The 17,383-nt window shown below is 71.7% G+C and carries 16 protein-coding genes; 10 read left to right on the top strand and 6 right to left on the bottom strand.

The window, feature by feature from the left end; all coding sequences use genetic code 11:
• Positions 1 to 56: 56 nt before the first annotated feature.
• Positions 57 to 728: a DNA alkylation repair protein gene (locus M8C13_RS31610; RefSeq protein WP_252484412.1), complete on the bottom strand. Its 672-nt coding sequence runs from the start codon at positions 726 to 728 to the stop codon at positions 57 to 59.
• A 78-nt stretch (positions 729 to 806) separates the two neighbouring features.
• Here M8C13_RS31610 and M8C13_RS31605 point away from each other — a divergent pair, with 78 nt between their 5' ends.
• The 3 genes from M8C13_RS31605 (at position 807) to M8C13_RS31595 (ending at position 4,177) form a co-directional block, all read left to right on the top strand.
• On the top strand, positions 807 to 2,099 hold the full coding sequence (locus M8C13_RS31605; protein WP_252484411.1) for a sugar efflux transporter: 1,293 nt from the start codon (positions 807 to 809) through the stop codon (positions 2,097 to 2,099).
• Positions 2,096 to 2,599, top strand: a complete 504-nt coding sequence (gene msrA, locus M8C13_RS31600; protein ID WP_252484410.1) for a peptide-methionine (S)-S-oxide reductase MsrA — start codon at positions 2,096 to 2,098, stop codon at positions 2,597 to 2,599. The genes M8C13_RS31605 and msrA overlap by 4 nt, the downstream gene beginning before the upstream one ends.
• Before the next feature lie 93 nt (positions 2,600 to 2,692).
• Positions 2,693 to 4,177: an alpha/beta hydrolase gene (locus tag M8C13_RS31595; RefSeq protein ID WP_252484409.1), complete on the top strand. Its 1,485-nt coding sequence runs from the start codon at positions 2,693 to 2,695 to the stop codon at positions 4,175 to 4,177.
• A 48-nt stretch (positions 4,178 to 4,225) separates the two neighbouring features.
• Here the strand turns inward: M8C13_RS31595 and M8C13_RS31590 are convergent, their stop codons facing one another.
• From M8C13_RS31590 to M8C13_RS31575, 4 genes are read right to left on the bottom strand one after another with little or no spacing between them, the layout of a single operon-like run.
• The gene (locus M8C13_RS31590; RefSeq protein WP_252484408.1) at positions 4,226 to 4,705 is read right to left on the bottom strand and encodes a GNAT family N-acetyltransferase; all 480 of its coding nucleotides are present in this window, start codon (positions 4,703 to 4,705) and stop codon (positions 4,226 to 4,228) included.
• A gap of 42 nt (positions 4,706 to 4,747) precedes the next feature.
• Positions 4,748 to 5,578 carry an SDR family oxidoreductase gene (locus M8C13_RS31585; protein ID WP_252484407.1) on the bottom strand — a complete coding sequence of 277 codons (831 nt, stop codon included), beginning with the start codon at positions 5,576 to 5,578 and terminating at the stop codon, positions 4,748 to 4,750.
• Positions 5,575 to 6,528 carry a patatin-like phospholipase family protein gene (locus tag M8C13_RS31580; RefSeq protein ID WP_252484406.1) on the bottom strand — a complete coding sequence of 318 codons (954 nt, stop codon included), beginning with the start codon at positions 6,526 to 6,528 and terminating at the stop codon, positions 5,575 to 5,577. Before M8C13_RS31580 ends, M8C13_RS31585 begins: the two co-directional genes overlap by 4 nt.
• The gene (locus tag M8C13_RS31575) at positions 6,521 to 8,002 is read right to left on the bottom strand and encodes an NAD(P)/FAD-dependent oxidoreductase (protein ID WP_252484405.1); all 1,482 of its coding nucleotides are present in this window, start codon (positions 8,000 to 8,002) and stop codon (positions 6,521 to 6,523) included. The genes M8C13_RS31580 and M8C13_RS31575 overlap by 8 nt, the downstream gene beginning before the upstream one ends.
• Positions 8,003 to 8,082: 80 nt before the next feature.
• On the opposite strand from M8C13_RS31575, the gene M8C13_RS31570 reads away from it, so the two are divergent.
• Positions 8,083 to 8,727: a TetR/AcrR family transcriptional regulator gene (locus tag M8C13_RS31570; RefSeq protein WP_252484404.1), complete on the top strand. Its 645-nt coding sequence runs from the start codon at positions 8,083 to 8,085 to the stop codon at positions 8,725 to 8,727.
• Here M8C13_RS31570 and M8C13_RS31565 read toward each other — a convergent pair.
• Positions 8,709 to 9,668, bottom strand: coding sequence for a TIGR01777 family oxidoreductase (locus M8C13_RS31565; RefSeq protein ID WP_252484403.1), 960 nt, complete (start codon positions 9,666 to 9,668; stop codon positions 8,709 to 8,711). The genes M8C13_RS31570 and M8C13_RS31565 overlap by 19 nt on opposite strands.
• 206 nt (positions 9,669 to 9,874) lie before the next feature.
• Between M8C13_RS31565 and M8C13_RS31560 the strand changes: the two genes are divergently transcribed.
• The 6 genes from M8C13_RS31560 to M8C13_RS31535 all read left to right on the top strand — a co-directional run bounded on the left by M8C13_RS31560 (position 9,875) and on the right by M8C13_RS31535 (position 17,360).
• Positions 9,875 to 11,320 (top strand): MDR family MFS transporter, encoded by a 1,446-nt coding sequence (locus M8C13_RS31560; protein WP_252484402.1) that lies wholly within the window; start codon positions 9,875 to 9,877, stop codon positions 11,318 to 11,320.
• 114 nt (positions 11,321 to 11,434) lie between these two features.
• Positions 11,435 to 12,781, top strand: a complete 1,347-nt coding sequence (locus tag M8C13_RS31555) for an alpha/beta fold hydrolase (RefSeq protein WP_252484401.1) — start codon at positions 11,435 to 11,437, stop codon at positions 12,779 to 12,781.
• 22 nt (positions 12,782 to 12,803) lie between these two features.
• Positions 12,804 to 13,913, top strand: coding sequence for a sensor histidine kinase (locus M8C13_RS31550; RefSeq protein ID WP_252484400.1), 1,110 nt, complete (start codon positions 12,804 to 12,806; stop codon positions 13,911 to 13,913).
• Positions 13,910 to 14,563, top strand: coding sequence for a response regulator transcription factor (locus M8C13_RS31545; protein WP_252484399.1), 654 nt, complete (start codon positions 13,910 to 13,912; stop codon positions 14,561 to 14,563). Before M8C13_RS31550 ends, M8C13_RS31545 begins: the two co-directional genes overlap by 4 nt.
• Positions 14,564 to 14,625: 62 nt before the next feature.
• Positions 14,626 to 16,056 (top strand): alpha/beta hydrolase, encoded by a 1,431-nt coding sequence (locus M8C13_RS31540; protein WP_252484398.1) that lies wholly within the window; start codon positions 14,626 to 14,628, stop codon positions 16,054 to 16,056.
• 44 nt (positions 16,057 to 16,100) lie between these two features.
• Positions 16,101 to 17,360 carry an IS701 family transposase gene (locus M8C13_RS31535; protein WP_374213211.1) on the top strand — a complete coding sequence of 420 codons (1,260 nt, stop codon included), beginning with the start codon at positions 16,101 to 16,103 and terminating at the stop codon, positions 17,358 to 17,360.
• Positions 17,361 to 17,383: the final 23 nt, after the last annotated feature.

Raw genomic sequence — 17,383 nt, 5'->3', positions numbered from 1 at the left:
TGCCGCCAGCGGCCGAACCGGCGCGGCTACCGCGGGCGGGACTGTGAGGACACGACCTAGTGCGCGTCCTGGCGGCGCACCATCTCGTTGATCCAGCTGGGTGCGAACGGCGAGGTGCAGTTCGGCGGGGTCGGGTAGTCCTTGAGCACCTCAAGACGCTCCCCGATGTCCAGCGCGCGGGCGCGGTGCTCGGCGTGCTCGATGCCGATCTGGGCCAGGCAGTGGTTCATCGCCCACTGCAACCGGTCCGGGGCGTCCTTCATCCGCGCCTCGATAAGGTCGAGCAGGCCGGACAGGTCGAGGCCCTCGGGCTTCTTGACCACGCGTTCGCTGGTCAGCGCCCAGCCCGCGCTGGCCACCACCGGGTCGGGGTCGGCGAACCAGGCCTGGCGCAGCCCCTCGGCGTGCGGGCCCTTCTTCACCACGTAGTTCACCAGCCAGTCGTGCACCTTGGGGGTGCGCGCCTCGCGCAGCATGGCGTCCAGCTCGTCCCGGCCGAAGGCCTTCGGGCGGCAGATCAGCAGCGCCAGCAGCCTGGCCGCGGTGTCGCCGGTGGCCCAGAGCTCGCGGGCCAGGTCCTGCTGGGTCTTCAGCCGCTTGGCGATCGCGCGCAGCTTGCCCAGGTTCACCCCGTGGTCGTCGCCGTGCTTCTCGTTCACCGCGCGCATCTTCGGGTCCTCGAGCGCGGCCAGCTCGGCTCGCAGCTCGGCCACCGTCGTCTCCGCCACCGCTGTCTCCTCGCCTCGCCAGTGGCCGCCAGCCTACGAGCAAGGCCCGACAAACCAGGTGATCAACGGGGGCGCGGCGTGGCTCACATCCTGGGAAATGGCTACGGCCCGGCCGACCGGCCGGTCGAGGATGACCGGGTGACGCTCACCAGCGAGACCCCCGTACCGCTGACCTTCCGCTCGCTGCTCCCGCTGGCCTCGGTGAGCATCTCGGTGGGCCTGGCCGTCGCGCTGGCGATGCCGTTCTTCGGGCTGTTCCTGACCACCCAGGTCGGTGTCGGCCCGGTGGGTCTTGGCGGCTTCCTGCTGGTCATGCCGTTGGCGGGGCTGGTGGTAAGCGCGTTCCTCGGCAGGCTGTCCGACCGGCGGGCGATCCGGCGCAACCTGCTGGTGGCCGGCTCGCTGGCGGGCGCGCTGGGCTCGCTGGCCTTCGCCGTGGTGCGCGACTACTGGGTGCTGCTCGGCATCTCGGTGACCCTGCTCGCGGTGGCCTCCTCGGTGCTGGCGCAGATGTTCGCCTACGCGCGGCAGGCCGTGCAGCGCAGCGGGTCGGCCAGGGCGCCGGTGGTGATCAGCAGCCTGCGCACGGTGATCTCGCTGGCCTGGGTGGGCGGGCCGCCGCTGGCCGCGCTGCTGGTGTCCTGGGCCGGGTACACCGGGCTCTACCTGGCCAGCGCCGGGTTCTACCTGCTGGTGGCGGTGTTCACCCTCCGGCTGCCGGAGCTCGGCGGCAGCACACCCGCCCGGCCGGCCGGTGGGGCAGGCGGTCCGGCGCGGCCGCAGCTGGTGTGCGCGGTGCTGGCCGTGGCCGCGTTGCAGGGCGCGCTGTCGCTGGGTGGCAAGGCGCTGCCGCTGTACGTGACCACGGACCTGGGCGGCACCGAGGCCGACGCCGGCCTGATCCTCGGGCTGTGCGCGGCCCTGGAGATCCCGCTGATGCTGGGCTTCGGGCTGCTCGCGGTGAAGCTGGACCAGCGGCGGATCATGCTGCTCGGCGCGGTGGTCTCGGTGGTGTACCAGGCTGGCATGGCGGCCACCGTGGCCACCTGGCAGGTCGCCGCGGCCCAGGCGCTCAACGCGGTGGTGGTCTCGGCGCTGATGGGCGTGGGCATCTCCTACTTCCAGTCGCTGGCTCCGGACCGGCCGGGGTTCACCACCACGCTGTACTCCAACACGCTGACCGCCGGTGGCATGCTCGCCGGTCCGCTGCTCGGCCTGGCCCACCAGCTCGGCTACCGCACCGCATACTTGATGAGCCTGGCCCTGGCCGTGCTCGGGGTGGTGCTGCTGGTCATAACCGGGATGATCGCGCGAAGGGCCGGTGTTGTGCCTGGTGGCGAGACGAGCGAAGAGAGCGGAGCGAGAACATGACCGCGGCGAGTGAGAAGGCCGTGCTGGCCGGTGGCTGCTTCTGGGGCATGCAGGACCTGTTCCGCAGGCACCCCGGCGTGCTCACCACCCGGGTCGGCTACACCGGCGGCGACGTGCCCAACGCGACCTACCGCAACCACGGCAGCCACGCCGAGGCCATCGAGATCGTCTTCGACCCGGCCCAGCTGAGCTACCGGCAGATCCTGGAGTTCTTCTTCCAGATCCACGACCCGAGCACCCGCAACCGGCAGGGCAACGACATCGGCGCCAGCTACCGCTCGGCCATCTTCTACCTGGACGAGGAGCAGAAGCGCGTCGCCGAGCAGGTCATCGCCGAGGTGGACGCCTCCGGCAAGTGGCCGGGCAAGGTGGTCACCGAGGTCACCCAGGCGGGGGACTTCTGGCAGGCCGAGCCGGAGCACCAGGACTACCTGGAGCGCTACCCGAACGGCTACACCTGCCACTACGTGCGGCCGGAGTGGCAGCTCGGCGAGCGCTGACCCTGGGATTACCCTGATCTTTCTGGCGGTGCGCCGCCCTTGTGGGCAGTATCGGGTCGTGTGAGACCTGCTACCACACGTAATCGGACCCTGTTGACGTTGGTCGCCGGCGCGCTGGCCGTATCCGGCGCGGTCGTGGCGCCGGGCGTGGCCTCGGCCGCACCGGCGCCCTCGGTCAACTGGCAGCCCTGTCCGGACGCCGCGGGCGTCGACTGCGCGACCATCGACGTCCCGGTGGACTGGGCCAAGCCCGCCGGTGACAAGATCCAGATCGGGCTGGCCCGGCGCAAGGCCAAGGACCCGGCCAAACGCATCGGCGCGATCCTGATGGACCCGGGCGGCCCCGGCGGCTCCGGCGTCGGCTCGGTGAAGTCGAGCGAGCAGTTCACCGAGGCCGCCCGCGAGCGCTTCGACCAGGTCGGCTTCGACCCGCGCGGGATCAACACCAGCAGCAAGCTGCTCTGCGACCGCGACCTGGCCAGCCAGGCCACCGCGGCGCGGCACCCCACCAGCCAGGCCGACTTCGACAAGTTGGCCGGGTTGAACCGCCAGCTGCACGACAGCTGCCGGGCCAACTCCGGCAAGCTCGCCGACCACGTGGACAACCTGAACACCGTCCGGGACATGGACGCCATCCGGGCCGCGCTGGGCGAGCAGAAGCTGACCTACGTCGGCTACTCCTACGGCAGCCTGATGGGCCAGCAGTACGCGGAGAAGTTCCCGCACCGGGTCCGCGCGCTGGTGCTCGACGGCAACATGGACCACAGCCTGAAGACCGCGTGGGACTTCATGCGCAGCGAGACCGCGCCGGTCGAGCTGGGCTTCGTCAAGTTCGCCAACTGGTGTGACACCACCGCGACCTGCGCGCTCCACGGCCAGGACACCAAGAAGGTCTACGCCGAGCTCAAGGCCAAGGCCAAGGCGGGCACGCTGATCGGCTCCGGCGGCAAGCCGGTGGACTTCTACCAGCTGGCCGGTCAGGCCTTCGGCGTCACCCGCCCGGCGAACTGGAGCCACCTGGCCACCGCGCTGCGCAACCTCAAGGACGGCTCCGGCTCCGAGGCGCTGGAGGCCCTGGCCGGCCCGGTGGCCAACGTGCCGTACCCGTCGATCTGGTGCAGCGACTGGAGCTACCCGGTGCGCGACTACGCCGAGTACCAGCGCCTGCGCGACCGGCTGTCCCGCCAGTTCAGCAACGTCGAGTGGACCCCCTACGTCGACCACGCGCTGACCTGCGTGAACAGCGGCACCAAGACCACCAACCCGCAGCGCCGCCTGGAGATCCGCAACGCGCCGCCGCTGGTGATGATCGGCAACATCCACGACCCGGCCACCGTGTACGAGTGGAACGTGACCGCGGCCAGGCAGAGCGGCGCCCACCTGATCACCTATGAGGGCTGGGGCCACACCGCCTACCGGCAGACCGGTCCGAGCCCGTGCGTGAACGCGGCGGTGGACGAGTACCTGATCAACCTCAAGCCGCCGAAGCGGGGCCTGTCCTGCCCGGCGACCGAGAAGCCCGGCGCGGCCGAGACGGCCAGCCAGGAACCGATGGCCGGCCCGTACCAGGCCGCCTGACCAACGCGGTGGCCACGGACTCGCCAAGCGGGTCCGTGGCCACCGCGGTCACGCAGGCGGACCGATCGGCAGCCGCAGCACGAGCTCCCCGTCGTCGACCTCGCCGGTGAGCTCGAAGCCGAACCGCCGGTAGAACGGCCACGGCTCCCCCTCCCTCGGCAGGTAGCTGGTGAGCAGCTCGGTGCCCCTGTCCGCCCGGACGAGCGCCACCACCAGCCGCAGCACCTGCTCGCCGTAGCCGCGCCGCTGGTGCCGGTGGTCGATCAGCAGCCGCCACAGGAAGTACCGGCCGAGGACGCCGGGACGGCCGGGCGGCACGTCCCAGCTGAGCATCACGAACCCGACCGGCTCGTCCCCGGCGTAGACCGCCCGGTACCAGGGCTCGGCCTCCGGGGCCGCGGCGGCATCCGCCAGCGACTGGGTCACCGAGGCGACGAACTGCTCCTGGTCGGGCCGCACGCGCAGCGCGCACACCGCGTCCCGGTTCTCCTCGGTGATCTCGCACAACCGCACCTCGGTGGTCCCCATGGGGCTACCTTCCCACGTCGGGCGCGCCGGGTTCGCAGTTGCTCAGCGGCCTTCCCGCTCATTGAGCCTGGCGCGGTAGGCCACCCGGTCCGGGCTGTCCGGGCGCAGTGCGCGGTCGTCGCGGAACAGCCCGCGGATGGCGTTGAGCACCGGTTCGGGGGTGATCGAGGCGGCCGCCGCGAGCGCGCCGACGTAGCGGGGCACCGCGATCTCGGCCCGGCGGGTCCGCACCGAGCGCAGCACGGCGGCGGCGATGGCCTCGGGGGTGACCTTGGGGATGGGCTTCATGTCCAGACCGCTGGACAGGGCGGTGTCCACCGCGGAAGGGAGCACGGTGCTGATGCTGACGCCGCGGCTGGCGTACTCGCGGCGGGTGGCGGCGCTGAGGCCGACCACGGCGAACTTGCTCGCGTTGTACATGGCCAGTCCCGGCACCGGGAACTTCCCTGCCAGCGAGGCGATGTTGACGATGTGGCCGCGGCCGCGGGCCAGCATGCCGGGCAGGGCCAGGCGCATGCCGTGCACCACGCCGAACAGGTTGACCTCCACCATCAGCCGGTTGACCCGCTCGTCCAGGTCCAGGAAGCCGCCGTTGGGCATCACACCGGCGTTGTTGACCAGCACGGCCAGCTCGCCGTCGGCGGCCTCGGCCAGGAAGGCGCGGAAGGAGTCCTGGTCGCGGACGTCAAGGTGGTGCGCGGTGCCGCCCAGCTCGGCCGCGGTCTTCTTGGCCAGCGCCAGGTCCAGGTCGCCGATGGCCACCCTGGCGCCCTGGCTGGCGAACGCTGCCGCGGTGGCACGGCCGATGCCCTGCGCGCCACCGGTGATCGCGACCGTGGCCCCGCGCAGGTCCAGCGGCGGGTAGCGGGTCACGCCGCGACTCCCCTGGTGATCGCCGCGCGCACGCGGTCGGGCGCGTGTGAGCGGGCAGCGTCCACTGTGGACTGGACGCGGCGCGGGTCCATGAAGTTGAAGCCCATCGCGGCCAGTTCGGCAGGTCCCGGTTCGACACGGATCACCTTGGTGCCGCGCAACTTCCGGAGTTCGCGGTTGAGGCCGAGGGTCATCCGGCGGCGCAGCAGGCGTTCCAGGCGGGACAGGCCGGTGGCCGGGGCCGGCTGTTCGCTGGTCATCGGGGCCAGCACGACCAGCTCGTCCAGTTCGAGCGGGGCGAGCAGGTCGGCGGAGACCGAGGAGACCGTGCCGCCGTCCAGGTAGTGCCGGCCGGCGATGAGCACCGGCGGGAACCAGCCGGGGATGGCCCAGGACGCGGCGATCGCCTGCCCCAGACCGGCTTTGGGCGCTTCCGGCGAGCCGAAGGCGACCCTGGCGCCGGTGCTGGCGTCGGCGGCCACGATCCAGGTGGCCGGGTGCGCGACCCAGTCACCGACGCTCGCGCTCTGCTCGTCCGCGCGCCGTTCGTCGGCGAGCCGGGCCCCGAGCTCGCGCAGCCAGCCCGCGTCACCACCGCCTCTGGGCAACAGTCCGGCCAACCGCGCGGTCGGGTCGAGCTCGCCGCGCGCCAGCAGTCCGCGCGCGGGCCAGCCCAGGCGGGGCAGCGGTGGCCGTTTTCCAGGGTGGTGGGCCAGGTGCCGGGCGAGCACCGGGTCCTCGGTGCCGCCGTCGAGGGCGGCCACGATGTCGTCGGCGGAACGGCCGGAACCCAGCAGCGCCACCATTTCCGAGCCTGCCGAGGTGCCGAGCAGGACCTCGGCGGTGCGCGGGTCCCAGTCGAGTTGCCGTTGCACCGCTTGCAGTGCGATGGCGGTCCAGGCGAAGCCGAGGGTGCCGCCGCAGCCGATCGCGAGTCCGCGCCTAGGCATAGGAGTAGTCCGAGAGCGGGAAGCGGGAGGCTTCGCGGTGCGCGTTCACGGTGGAGGTCGGGCGGAGCAGGGTGGCCTCGCCGTGCTGGTTGAAGTAGTAGCTGTTCGCGGTGGCGCACTGGCCGAGGGCGAACACCGAGTCGCCCACCCGGTCGGTCATCCGGGCCAGGAACCGCTCGTTGGCCTGCTCGGTGACCTCGAAGACCTGCGCGCCGCGCTTGCGCATCGCGGTGAACAGCCGGTCCATGTGCTTCATCTGGCACTCGATGGTGGTGAAGTAGGACAGGCCGCTGTAGGAGTACGGGCTGTTCAGCGAGACGAAGTTGGGGAAGCCGGGCACGGTCACGCCCTCGTAGGCCTGGAACCGGTTCTCCCGCCACCACTTGCCCAGGTTCTTGCCGTCCCGGCCGATGATCTCGATGGCCGGGAAGTTGACGTCCCACAGGTTGAAGCCGGTGGCCAGCAGCAGCACGTCGATGTCGGTGCGGCGGCCGTCCGCGGTGACGATGCCGCGCTCGTCGACCCGCTCGATCCTGGTCGTCTCCAGGTGCACGTGCGGGCGGGTGAAGGCGCGGAAGTAGGTGTTGGAGAAGGTCGGCCGCTTGCAGCCGAAGGAGTAGTCCGGGGTGAGCTTGCGGCGCAGCTCCGGGTCGGGCACCTGGCGGCGCAGGTGCGCGCGGCAGGACCGCTCGGCCAGCCGGTTGGCGATCCGCAGCCGCCGGTAGTGCACCACGCCGGTGATCATCAGCAGTTCCAGCACCGCGCTGCCGATCAGCCGCACCGCGCGCTGGGCAGGCGGGAAGGCCGCGAACAGCCGCCGGACCGCCGCCGGGATGCGGTAGTCGGGCTTGGCGCTGACCCAGATCGGGGTGCGCTGGTAGACGGTCAGCTCGGCGGCGAGCTTGGCCACCTCGGGGATCAGCTGCACCGCGGTCGCGCCGGTGCCGATGATGGCCGCCCGCTTGCCGGTCAGGTCGTAACTGTCGTCCCAGGCGGTGGTGTGGATGACCTTGCCGCCGAAGGAGTCGATGCCCTCGATGTCGGGCACCTTCGGCTGGGAGAGGAAACCGGTCGCGGTGAGCAGGTACCGGGCCGTGACGCTCTCCCCGCCCGCGATCGTCACCCGCCAGTGGGTCTCCGCGTCCTCCCAGTACGCGCCGGTGACCACGGCGCCGAAGCGCATCGCGGAGCGCAGGTCGTACTTGTCGGCCACGTGCTCGGCGTAGCGCTTGAGCTCGGCGCCGGGGGCGAACAGCCGGGACCAGTGCGGGTTGGGCTCGAAGGAGTAGGAGTAGGTGGAGGACGGGATGTCCACCGCGAGGCCCGGGTAGCGGTTGACGTGCCAGGTGCCGCCGAGGTCGTCCTCCCGCTCCAGGATCAGCAGCCGGTGGAAGCCGAGCCGTTTCAGCTGGATCGCGGCGCCCATGCCGCCAAAACCGGCTCCCACGATCACGGCGTCGTACTGCGCGGCCATAGGTGACCCTCCGTAGCGGAATGGGATGTCACTAGCGGAACGATATGTCATTCCCGCGGTGGCGACAATAGACTGCGACCATGACGTCCAGTGCCACCTCGCCCAGCCGGGCCGAGCGGAAGAAGCAGGAGCTGCGCCGCGAGATCATCGACGCGGCCTTCGACTGCTTCGCCGAACGCGGGTACCACGCGACCGCGATCGCCGACATCGCCACCCGCCTCGGCATCGGGCACGGCACCTTCTACCGCTACTTCCAGAACAAGCGGGACATCGTCGACCACGTCATCGACGACCTGATCGACCGAATCAAAACCGCGCTCACCGAGGAGAACGCGCCCGATGCGGTGTCCACTTTGGACGGTTACCGGGCGCAGACCGCGCGGATCGGCGAGTCGCTGGCCCGGATCTTCCAGCAGGACTCCCGGGTGCCGCGCCTGCTGCTGTTCGAGGCCGCGGGCATCGACAAGGCCATGGCCGACCGGGTGCTGGACTTCTTCGACCTGGCCACCGCGCTGACCGCCGGCTACCTCACCCACGGCGTCGAGCTGGGCTACCTGCGCGCCGACCTGGACGTGGACAACACCGCCAGCGCGATCACCGGCATGATCCTGGCCTCCGCGCTGTCCTCGCTGCGCAAGCCGGAGGGCGAGCACCAGCGCAAGCTCAGCGAGGCGGTGCGGCGGCTGATGTACGACGGCATCGCCGCTCAGCCGGCCGAGCGCTGACCCGAGGTCCGCAGCAGGTCCGCCGCGGCCGAGGGCCAGTCCGGGAAGTCGAACTCGAAGCCCGCCGCCAGCAGCCTGCCCGGCACCACCCGACGGCTCTTGAGCAGCAGCTCGGTGTCGGAGCGGATGGCGAAGGCGCCCAGCTCGGCCATCCACCGGGTCGCGGGCAGCCCGACCGGGATCCGCTGAGCGGCGCGCAGCTCGCGGATGAACTCCCGTTGCGGCAGCGGATGCGGCGCCGCGAGGTTGACCGGGCCGCTCAGCTCCGGCCGGTCCAGCAGGAACCGCACCGCGCGCACCAGGTCCCGCCCGTGGATCCAGGACAGCCACTGCCTGCCGCCGGCGACCGGGCCGCCCAGGCCGAGCTGGGTCATCCGGCGCAGCGCGTGGAAGGCGCCGCCGCGGCCGGGGCTCATCACGATGGCGGTGCGCAGGGCGAGCTTGCGGGTGTGCGGGGTGTCCGCCTCCCGCTGGGCGGCCTCCCAGCGCTTGGCGATCTCCACGCTGTAGGCCCAGTAGCCGGGCACACCGGGTTCGGCGCCGCCGATCTCGCCGGTGGCCTCGTCGTTGGCGCGGTCGAAGCGGTGCGCGTAGATGGTGGCGGTGCTCATCTGCAACCAGACCGGCGGCGGGCTGGCGGCCTGCGCGATGGCCGCGCCGACGGCCCTGGTGGAGTCGATCCGGGAGGCCATCATCTCGCGCAGGTTGGCCGCGGTGTAGCGGCAGCTCACGCTGCGCCCGGCCAGGTTGACCACCGCGTCGCAGCCGTCGATCTCCCGCGTCCACGGGCCTGGCGTGCGGCCGTCCCAGCGCACCTGACGGATGCCGGGAACGGCCACCGGCCGCCTGCTCAGCACCACCACCTCGTGCCCGAGCGCGGCCAGGTCGCGACCGAGGAACTCGCCGATGTGACCGGCTCCGCCGGGGATCACGATGCGCATGCCGCAACGGTAACCGAGTCTTTGAGCACTCGCTCAATATTCCCCTCGGCTGTGACCGGTGACTCGTTTCCGCCGGCCGCTTAATCAGGGGATTGCCACCGCGAAACCGGTTACCCTAACTGAGTGAAGCTGGGGGGCCGAACACGCTTGCCTCCCCAGCCGCTGTCCTGATCGCCACTGGCTCAGACCCGCCGGGAGCCCCACCGATGTCAAGCAGTACCGCCATTTCCGAACCGCGCCAGGAGCAAGCTCCAGCGCGCACCGGGCTCCTGATCGGAGTACTGGTCGCCTCGGCCTTCGTGATGATCCTCAATGAGACGATCATGAGCGTCGCGCTGCGGGACCTCACCGTCGACCTCAAGGTGCCGACCACCACCGTGCAGTGGCTGACCAGCGGCTTCCTGCTCACCATGGCCGTGGTCATCCCGACCACCGGCTTCCTGCTCGAACGCTTCACCCCGCGCCAGGTCTTCCTGGTCTCGCTCTCGCTGTTCAGCCTCGGCACGCTGCTCTCCGGTGTCGCGCCCGGCTTCGAGGTGCTGCTGGCCGGCCGGATCGTGCAGGCCATGGGCACCGCGGTGATGATCCCGCTGCTGATGACCACGGTGATGCGCCTGGTGCCGCCGGAGCGGCGCGGCGCGACCATGGGCACCATCAGCATCGTGATCGCAGTGGCCCCGGCCATCGGGCCGACCATCGGCGGCGCGGTGCTCAACTGGCTGGGCTGGCGCTGGATGTTCCTGATCGTGCTGCCGCTGGCCATCGCCGCGCTGGTGACCGGCGCGCTGCTGCTGAAGGTGGAGAGCGAGACCCGGCTGGTGCCGCTGGACGTGCTCTCGGTGTTCCTGTCCGCGATCGGCTTCGGCGGCGTGCTGTACGGGCTGTCCTCCTCCGGCGAGTCCGCCGGCGGGCACGCGCCGGTGCCGCCGTGGCTGTCGGTGGTCATCGGCGTGATCTCGCTGCTGATCTTCGGCTGGCGGCAGCTGCGGTTGCAGCGGGAGGACCGGGCGCTGCTGGACCTGCGGCCGTTCACCCACCACCGCTACGTCATCGGGCTGGTGCTCTCCGCGCTGCTGTTCATCTGCCTGATCGGCGTCGGCGCGATCATGCTGCCGCTGTACCTGCAGACCGTGCTGAAGACCTCGACCTTCGTCAGCGGCCTCGCGGTGCTGCCCGGCGGCCTGGTCCTCGGCCTGCTCGGCCGCCCGGTGGGCAAGCTGTTCGACAAGGTCGGCGCCCGCCCGCTGGTCATCCCCGGCGCGGCGGCCATGGCGGTGGCCATCTGGCTGTTCTCCGCGCTCGGCCCCGGCTCGCCGCTGGTCGCGGTGATCGGCATCCACGTGCTGCTGATGATCGGCCTCGGCCTGATGATGACCCCGCTGATGACCGAGAGCCTGTCCTCGCTGCCCGAGCAGCTCTACTCGCACGGCAGCGCCATCCTGGCCACGCTGCAGCAGGTCGCGGGCGCGCTCGGCACCGCGGTGTTCATCACCGTGTCCACCCTGGGCAGCGCGCCCGGCTCGACCAGCCCGGACGTGGACGGCCTGCACCTGGCGTTCATGGTGGCAGGCGGCATCGGCGTGGCGGCCTTCGTCGGTGCGCTGTTCGTCCGCTCCTCCGGCAAGAGCGCGGCGGCCACGCCCGTCCACTGAGCGCTTGACCAACCAGAACGGCGGTGGCCACTCGGCCACCGCCGTTGTTGTTTGCGGGCAAAGGTCTGTCGAAAGGCAGACGCGCCGGCCCGAGCCGGGTGATCGAATCGGGGCATGAAAGCGCTGTTCAAGCTTGTGGTCGCAGCCGGTCTGTTCGCCGCGGGCGCCGGGACCGCCACCGCGGACGAAGGACCGGCGTGGCGGGAGTGCCACGACGGGTTGTGGTGCGCCGAGGTCCAGGTCCCCGCCGACTGGACCAGCCCGGCCGACGGCTCGCGGGTCGCGATCCCGCTGCTCAAGATCCCAGCCCGGGACCGGAAACTCGGCGTTCTCCTGGTCAACCCCGGCGGGCCCGCGGCGGTCATCCCGAACTTCGGGTTTCCCGGGTACCGCGACCAGTTCGCCGACCTCGCCGCGCGGTTCGACGTCGTGGTGTTCGACCCGCGTGGCATGGGCGTGCGGTGTCCGACCGCGAACCCTGCCCCCATGCCCGCGCCGGTGACCGAGTCCGCCCACCGTGAGCACACCGCCGCCAACGAGCGGTTCGCGGTGGACTGCGCGGATGCCATGGGCGCGTACCGGGGCCGGCTCAACGCTCGCCAGGTCGCACACGATCTGGACGCCATCCGGGGCAGGCTGGGTGAGCGCAGGCTCAACTACTTCGGCAGTTCGTACGGCACGGTGTACGGGCAGGCCTACGCCGCGCTGTTCGGCCACCGGGTCGGGCGGATGTACCTGGACAGCGTGCTGGACCACACCCGGCGCGACCCGGCTGACTGGGCGCGAGCCGGTGCCGTGACCGCCGAGCACAACCTGCACCGGATGGCGCGGTGGTGCGCCGGGAACGCCGGCTGCGCGCTGCACGGCCGGGACGTGCTCGCCGTGTGGGACCGCGTGCTGTCGATGCCGGCCGTGGACGCGTCCGCGGTCCTCAGCTGGGCCGGGGCCCGGATCGGCGACGACCGGATCTGGCCCACCTTGACCGCCGGGCTCGCCCAGGCCGAGGCCGGCGACCTGTCGGCGCTGACACCGCGGCCCGGTCCGCCCGACTTCGGCCTGGCCCGCACGGCGTTCTGCGCGGACTTCCCGCACCAGGACGACTTCGCGACGGTGCGGCGGCTGGAGGACCGGTTGCGGGCGGTCGCGCCCCGGCTGGGCTGGGCGAAGACCCCGTGGCAGGTCACCGGGCACTGCTCTGGCGTGCCCCGGGTGGGGCTCAACCCGCCGGCCGCGCTGTCCGCGATGCCCCGGGTGCTCATCGCCAACGGCGAGCACGACCCGTTGACGCCCGCCGAGCACGGCCGTCGGGTCGCGGCGCAGCTGCGCGGCACGTACCTGCCCACCGCGGGCAACCACGCGCTCTACCTGCGGGGCAACGCCTGCGTCCGGGACCACGTGCACCGCTACCTGTGGACCGGGGCGTTGCCGGCGCCGGACGCGCGGTGCGGCGCGCCGGGCTGATCAGGACGTGTACAACGGTGGCATGGCTGACCGCCGGGTGCTTGGGCACGCCGCGGGGACCCCGGAACGGGTTCGCGACACCATCGGAGGCGATGCGCTCTTCGCCGGCGCGGCGGCGGTCGTCGTGCTGGTCCTCGGGCTGATCGAACACAGCTCGACGAGCCCGCTCGCCATGCTCACCGCATCGGTCGTGGTGGCCGCTCCCCTGCTGCTGCGCCGCCGCTTCCCGCTGACCGCCGCGCTCGCCTCCGCCGCGCTCGCCGTCGTCATCGCCCAGCCGGACTGGCCCGGTCGCCTGGTCGCCATGGCCGCGTTCGCCTCCGCCGCCTACCACCGGCCGCATCCGCTGGTGCTCGGGTGCTCGGTGGGCTGCTCCCTCGTGCTGTCCGTGGCCGGGGTCCGGCCGCCAGGGGCCACCGCCACCTTCACCGACCTGGTCCTGCTCTGCCTCGCCCCGGTCGCCGTGGGCTATGCCCTGCGCCTGCACCGCGACCGCGCCGAGGCGGCCACCCGCCTCTACCAGGAGGAGACCCGCCGCGCAGGCGCCGAGGAGCACGCCCGCATCGCCCGCGAGGTGCACGACGCCGTCGGCCACCACCTCACGGTGATCCGGATGCAGGCCACCGCCGTCCGGCACGTCACCCGTGATCTTCCCCCGGTCGCCGACCAGGCGCTGGCCTCGATCGCCGAGTCCTCGGCCACCGCGCTCACCGAGATCCGGGACGTCCTGGCCACCCTGCCCAGCAACGGCGCCGCACTGGCCGACCTGGACGCCCTGGTGGACCACGCCACCGGCCCGAACCGCACTGTCACCCTCACCAGAGACGGCGCGGCGCCCCTGCCACCGCTGCTCGACCACGCCGGCTACCGGCTGGCCCAGGAGGCCCTCACCAACGCGCTGCGGCACTCCGACGCGACCCACGTGGACCTGCGCGTCCAGCACACCCCGGACGCCGTCGTGATCACCGTGGCGGACAACGGCTCCAGCACACCCGGCGCCCCGGCCGAAGGCGCCGGGCTGCGCGGCATGCGCGAGCGGACCCGGCTGCTCGGCGGCACCCTGGAGATCGCGCCGAACCAGCCGAGTGGCTGGCTCGTCCAAGCCCGGCTGCCACTGCGGGAGCGGCCATGATCCGCACACTGATCGCCGACGACCAGGAACCGGCGCGCTGGGCCCTGCGCCTGGTCCTCGACGCCGAACCGGACATCGAGGTGGTGGACGAGGCCGGCGACGGCGCCGAAGCCGTCGAGAAGGCCCGGTGGCTAGGGGTGGACGTGGTGGTGCTCGACCTGCGGATGCCCCGGCTGGACGGACTGGCCGCCATCCGCCGGATCGCCGAGTCGGTCAATCCAGCGCCCGCTGTCGTCGCGCTGACCACCTTCGACGTCGACGAGTATCTTTTCGGCGCGCTCCAGGCCGGCGCGGCGGGGTTCGTGCTCAAGGACAGCGAACCAGCGCTGCTCATCGACGCGGTCCGCGCGGTGGCGAAGGGACAGGGGCTGATCGACCCGCAGGTCACCCGCCGCACCATCCGCCGGTTCGCCGAGATCGCGCCCCGGCGCGCACCGGCTGGGCTGGACCTGCTCACGCCTCGTGAGCACGAGGTGCTGCTGCACGTGGCGCGCGGGCTGAGCAACGCCGAGATCGCCCGTGCCCTCACCGTCGGCGAGGGCACGGTGAAGACCCACGTGGCGCGGGTGCTGGCCAAGCTCGGCCTGCGCACCCGGGTGCACCTGGTGATCTACGCCTACGAACACGGCCTGCTGAACGTGCCCCGATGACGTGGCCGAAGATCTGTCGAAAGGCAGACGCGGCTCCCCTCCCGCACCGACAGGCTGGGGGCATGCAGAAGATGATCAAGGCGGCCTGCGTGCTGCTCACCGTCCTTGGCGCGGTGGCGGGAACGACGCCGGCGGCTGCCCAGGAGTCCGGTGGTGAGCTGTCCTTCGTGGACTGCGGGGACGGCTTGCGGTGCGCTGCGATGACGGTGCCGTCGGACTGGGCTCGTCCGGACAGTGCCCGGATCACCCTCGGCCTGGCGAAGCTGCCCGCCCGTGACGACGCGCGCAAACGCGGTGTCCTGGTGATCAACCTCGGCGGCCCGCAGGCGCAGATCTCCGCGTTCCGCCAGCCGGGCCTGCGGGACCGGTTCGCGGAGTTGACCGAGTTGTTCGACGTCGTCCTCTTCGATCCGCGTGGGTTCGAAGCGAGCAGTGGCATTGTGTGCCCGCTTCCGGCGCCCGCCGAGGCCGACTACGTGTTCCCGGACCAGGTCGCCTACGAGGCACACGCCGACCGCAACGGCCGCTTCGGCCAGGAGTGCGCCCCCGCGGCGGGACCGCTGGCCGGCAAGCTCAACGCCTGGCAGGTCGCACACGACCTGGAGGCGATCCGCGCGGCGCTGGGCGAGCGGAAACTGCACTACTTCGGCAACTCCTACGGCACGGTGTACGCCCAGGCCTACCTGGAGTTGTTCCCGCGCCGGGCCGGCCGGATGTACCTGGACAGCGTCATGGACCACACCAACACCTCGCTGCCGGACTGGCTCGGCCAGCGCGCCGCGGCGAATGAGCGCAGCCTGCACCGGTTCGCCGACTGGTGCGCACGGGAGTCGAACTGCGCGCTGCACGGCCGCGACGTGCTGACCGTGTGGGACGAGGTCATCGACCGAGCCGCGCGGCAGCCGATCCCCGCACCCGGAGCCGGACCGGGCAGCACGGTCAGCGCCACCCAGGTCGTCGCGCGAGCCGACGTCAAGTCGGCCCGACGATGGCCGGCGTTCGCCGCGGCGCTCGCCGAGGCACATGCCGGCGACGCCACGAAACTCGCCCAGAAGCTGGTGTTCCCGCCCGGCCCCGGCGCGATGCGGATCGCCACCTGCGCGGACTTTCCCTACCCCGGCGACTACCACGCGGTGCGAACGCTGGAGACCTCGCTGCGTGCGGTGGCGCCACGACTGGGCTGGCGGCAGGCCTGGATCTGGGCCATGAACTGCGCGCGGCTCCCCCAGGCCGGGACGTTCCCGCCACACCGCCCGCACTTCGACGGGGTGCCGCCGGTCCTGATCGCGGGCGGCGAGTACGACGACAACACCCCGCCCGAGTGGGGACGGCACCTCGCCGGCCAGCTCCCCGGTGCCCGCTATCTCACCGCCGAGGGCGACCACGCGCTGTACGTGGACGGCAATCCCTGCGTCCGTGCCCACGTGCACCGCTACCTGACCACCGGCCACCTGCCACCGAAGAACACCACGTGCGCGGGCGCACTGGCCTAGTAGGGCTTTGTTAGGTGTTGGCACAGGTGTGATCTTCTGGGTTGGTGACGCCGGAGGAGATGGCCGAGGTTCGCCCAGTGATCGAGGGATTCGCCGCAGAGATGTTCGGCGGGTTCGACCGCCGTGACCAGCGCGGGAAGGGCGAGCTGTATCTGCGCGGGCTGCTGCTGGACGGCAAGCGCAAGTCAATGCAGCCCATGGCCGGGCGCCTGGGTGTCGACCACCAACAACTCCAGCAGTTCCTCACCACCTCGACGTGGTCCCCCATCGAGGTCCGGCGACGGCTGGCGGTGTGGGCCGCAGGGTTCGTTGACCCGGATGCGCTGGTCATCGACGACACCGGCTTTCCCAAGGACGGGACGTCATCGCCGGGTGTGGCCCGGATGTATTGCGGGGCATTGGGCAAACGCGGCAACTGTCAGATCGGGGTCAGCGTGCACGCGGTCACCGACTGGGCCTCCACGGCGGTGGACTGGCGGTTGTTCCTGCCCGTCTCCTGGGACGAGACCCAGGCTGAGGACGAGTACGCGGCGGCGGAGATCTCGCGGAAACGGGCCCGCTGCGCGATTCCCGATGAGGCGCGGCACCGGGAGAAGTGGCGGCTGGCGCTGGACATGATCGACGAAACCATCGACTGGGGCATGCCGCCGCGGCCGGTGGCCGCCGATGCCGCCTACGGCGATGCCACCGCCTTCCGCCACGGGCTGACCGACCGCGGCCTGACCTACGTGCTGGCGGTCTCGGCCTCCACCAGCGTCCACCCGGGCGAGTCAGCTCCGGTCCCACCGACCTGGTCCGGCACTGGCCGCCCGCCGGTGAAGACGACCTACCCGGACAAACCCGTCACCGTCAAGACCCTGGTCACCCGTGCCGGGCGCTCAGCAGGGCGGTTCGTGCTCTGGCGTCACGGTTCCCGCAAGACCAGCGGCAACCCGACCGCGGGCATGCGCTCGCGGTTCCTCGCGCTGCGAGTCCGCCCGGCCAACCGCAACATCCCCCGCGGCCCCGACGGCAGCCTCCCGGAGTGCTGGCTGCTGGCCGAGTGGCCCACCGGGGCCGCCGAGCCCACCGACTACTGGTTGTCCACCCTGCCCGCCGACATCCACCTGCGGGACATGGTTAAGCTGGCCAAGATCCGTTGGCGTGTCGAGCACGACTACCGCGAACTCAAAGACGGCCTGGGCCTGGACCACTTCGAAGGCCGCTCCTGGCTCGGCTGGCACCGGCACGCCACCCTCGCCTCGGTCGCACAGGCGATCTGCACTCAGCTGCGCCACAACCCAAAAGCCCCTGCGCGGGCATGACCCTCTATGGCGTCCTGCGCTAC

Origin of the sequence: Crossiella sp. SN42, assembly GCF_023897065.1 — a bacterium.
Lineage (GTDB): Bacteria > Actinomycetota > Actinomycetes > Mycobacteriales > Pseudonocardiaceae > Crossiella.
This window is presented reverse-complemented; position numbering and strand designations above follow the sequence as displayed.

Excerpts from the sequence above, each read along its gene's own strand:
- M8C13_RS31560 (WP_252484402.1), top strand. The coding sequence starts at position 9,875 with ATGTCAAGCAGTACCGCCATTTCCGAACCGCGCCAGGAGCAAGCTCCA.
- M8C13_RS31570 (WP_252484404.1), top strand. The coding sequence starts at position 8,083 with ATGACGTCCAGTGCCACCTCGCCCAGCCGGGCCGAGCGGAAGAAGCAG.
- M8C13_RS31590 (WP_252484408.1), bottom strand. The coding sequence starts at position 4,705 with ATGGGGACCACCGAGGTGCGGTTGTGCGAGATCACCGAGGAGAACCGG.
- msrA (WP_252484410.1), top strand. The coding sequence starts at position 2,096 with ATGACCGCGGCGAGTGAGAAGGCCGTGCTGGCCGGTGGCTGCTTCTGG.
- M8C13_RS31580 (WP_252484406.1), bottom strand. The coding sequence starts at position 6,528 with ATGCCTAGGCGCGGACTCGCGATCGGCTGCGGCGGCACCCTCGGCTTC.
- M8C13_RS31565 (WP_252484403.1), bottom strand. The coding sequence starts at position 9,668 with ATGCGCATCGTGATCCCCGGCGGAGCCGGTCACATCGGCGAGTTCCTC.
- M8C13_RS31550 (WP_252484400.1), top strand. The coding sequence starts at position 12,804 with ATGGCTGACCGCCGGGTGCTTGGGCACGCCGCGGGGACCCCGGAACGG.
- M8C13_RS31545 (WP_252484399.1), top strand. The coding sequence starts at position 13,910 with ATGATCCGCACACTGATCGCCGACGACCAGGAACCGGCGCGCTGGGCC.
- M8C13_RS31575 (WP_252484405.1), bottom strand. The coding sequence starts at position 8,002 with ATGGCCGCGCAGTACGACGCCGTGATCGTGGGAGCCGGTTTTGGCGGC.
- M8C13_RS31540 (WP_252484398.1), top strand. The coding sequence starts at position 14,626 with ATGCAGAAGATGATCAAGGCGGCCTGCGTGCTGCTCACCGTCCTTGGC.
- M8C13_RS31555 (WP_252484401.1), top strand. The coding sequence starts at position 11,435 with ATGAAAGCGCTGTTCAAGCTTGTGGTCGCAGCCGGTCTGTTCGCCGCG.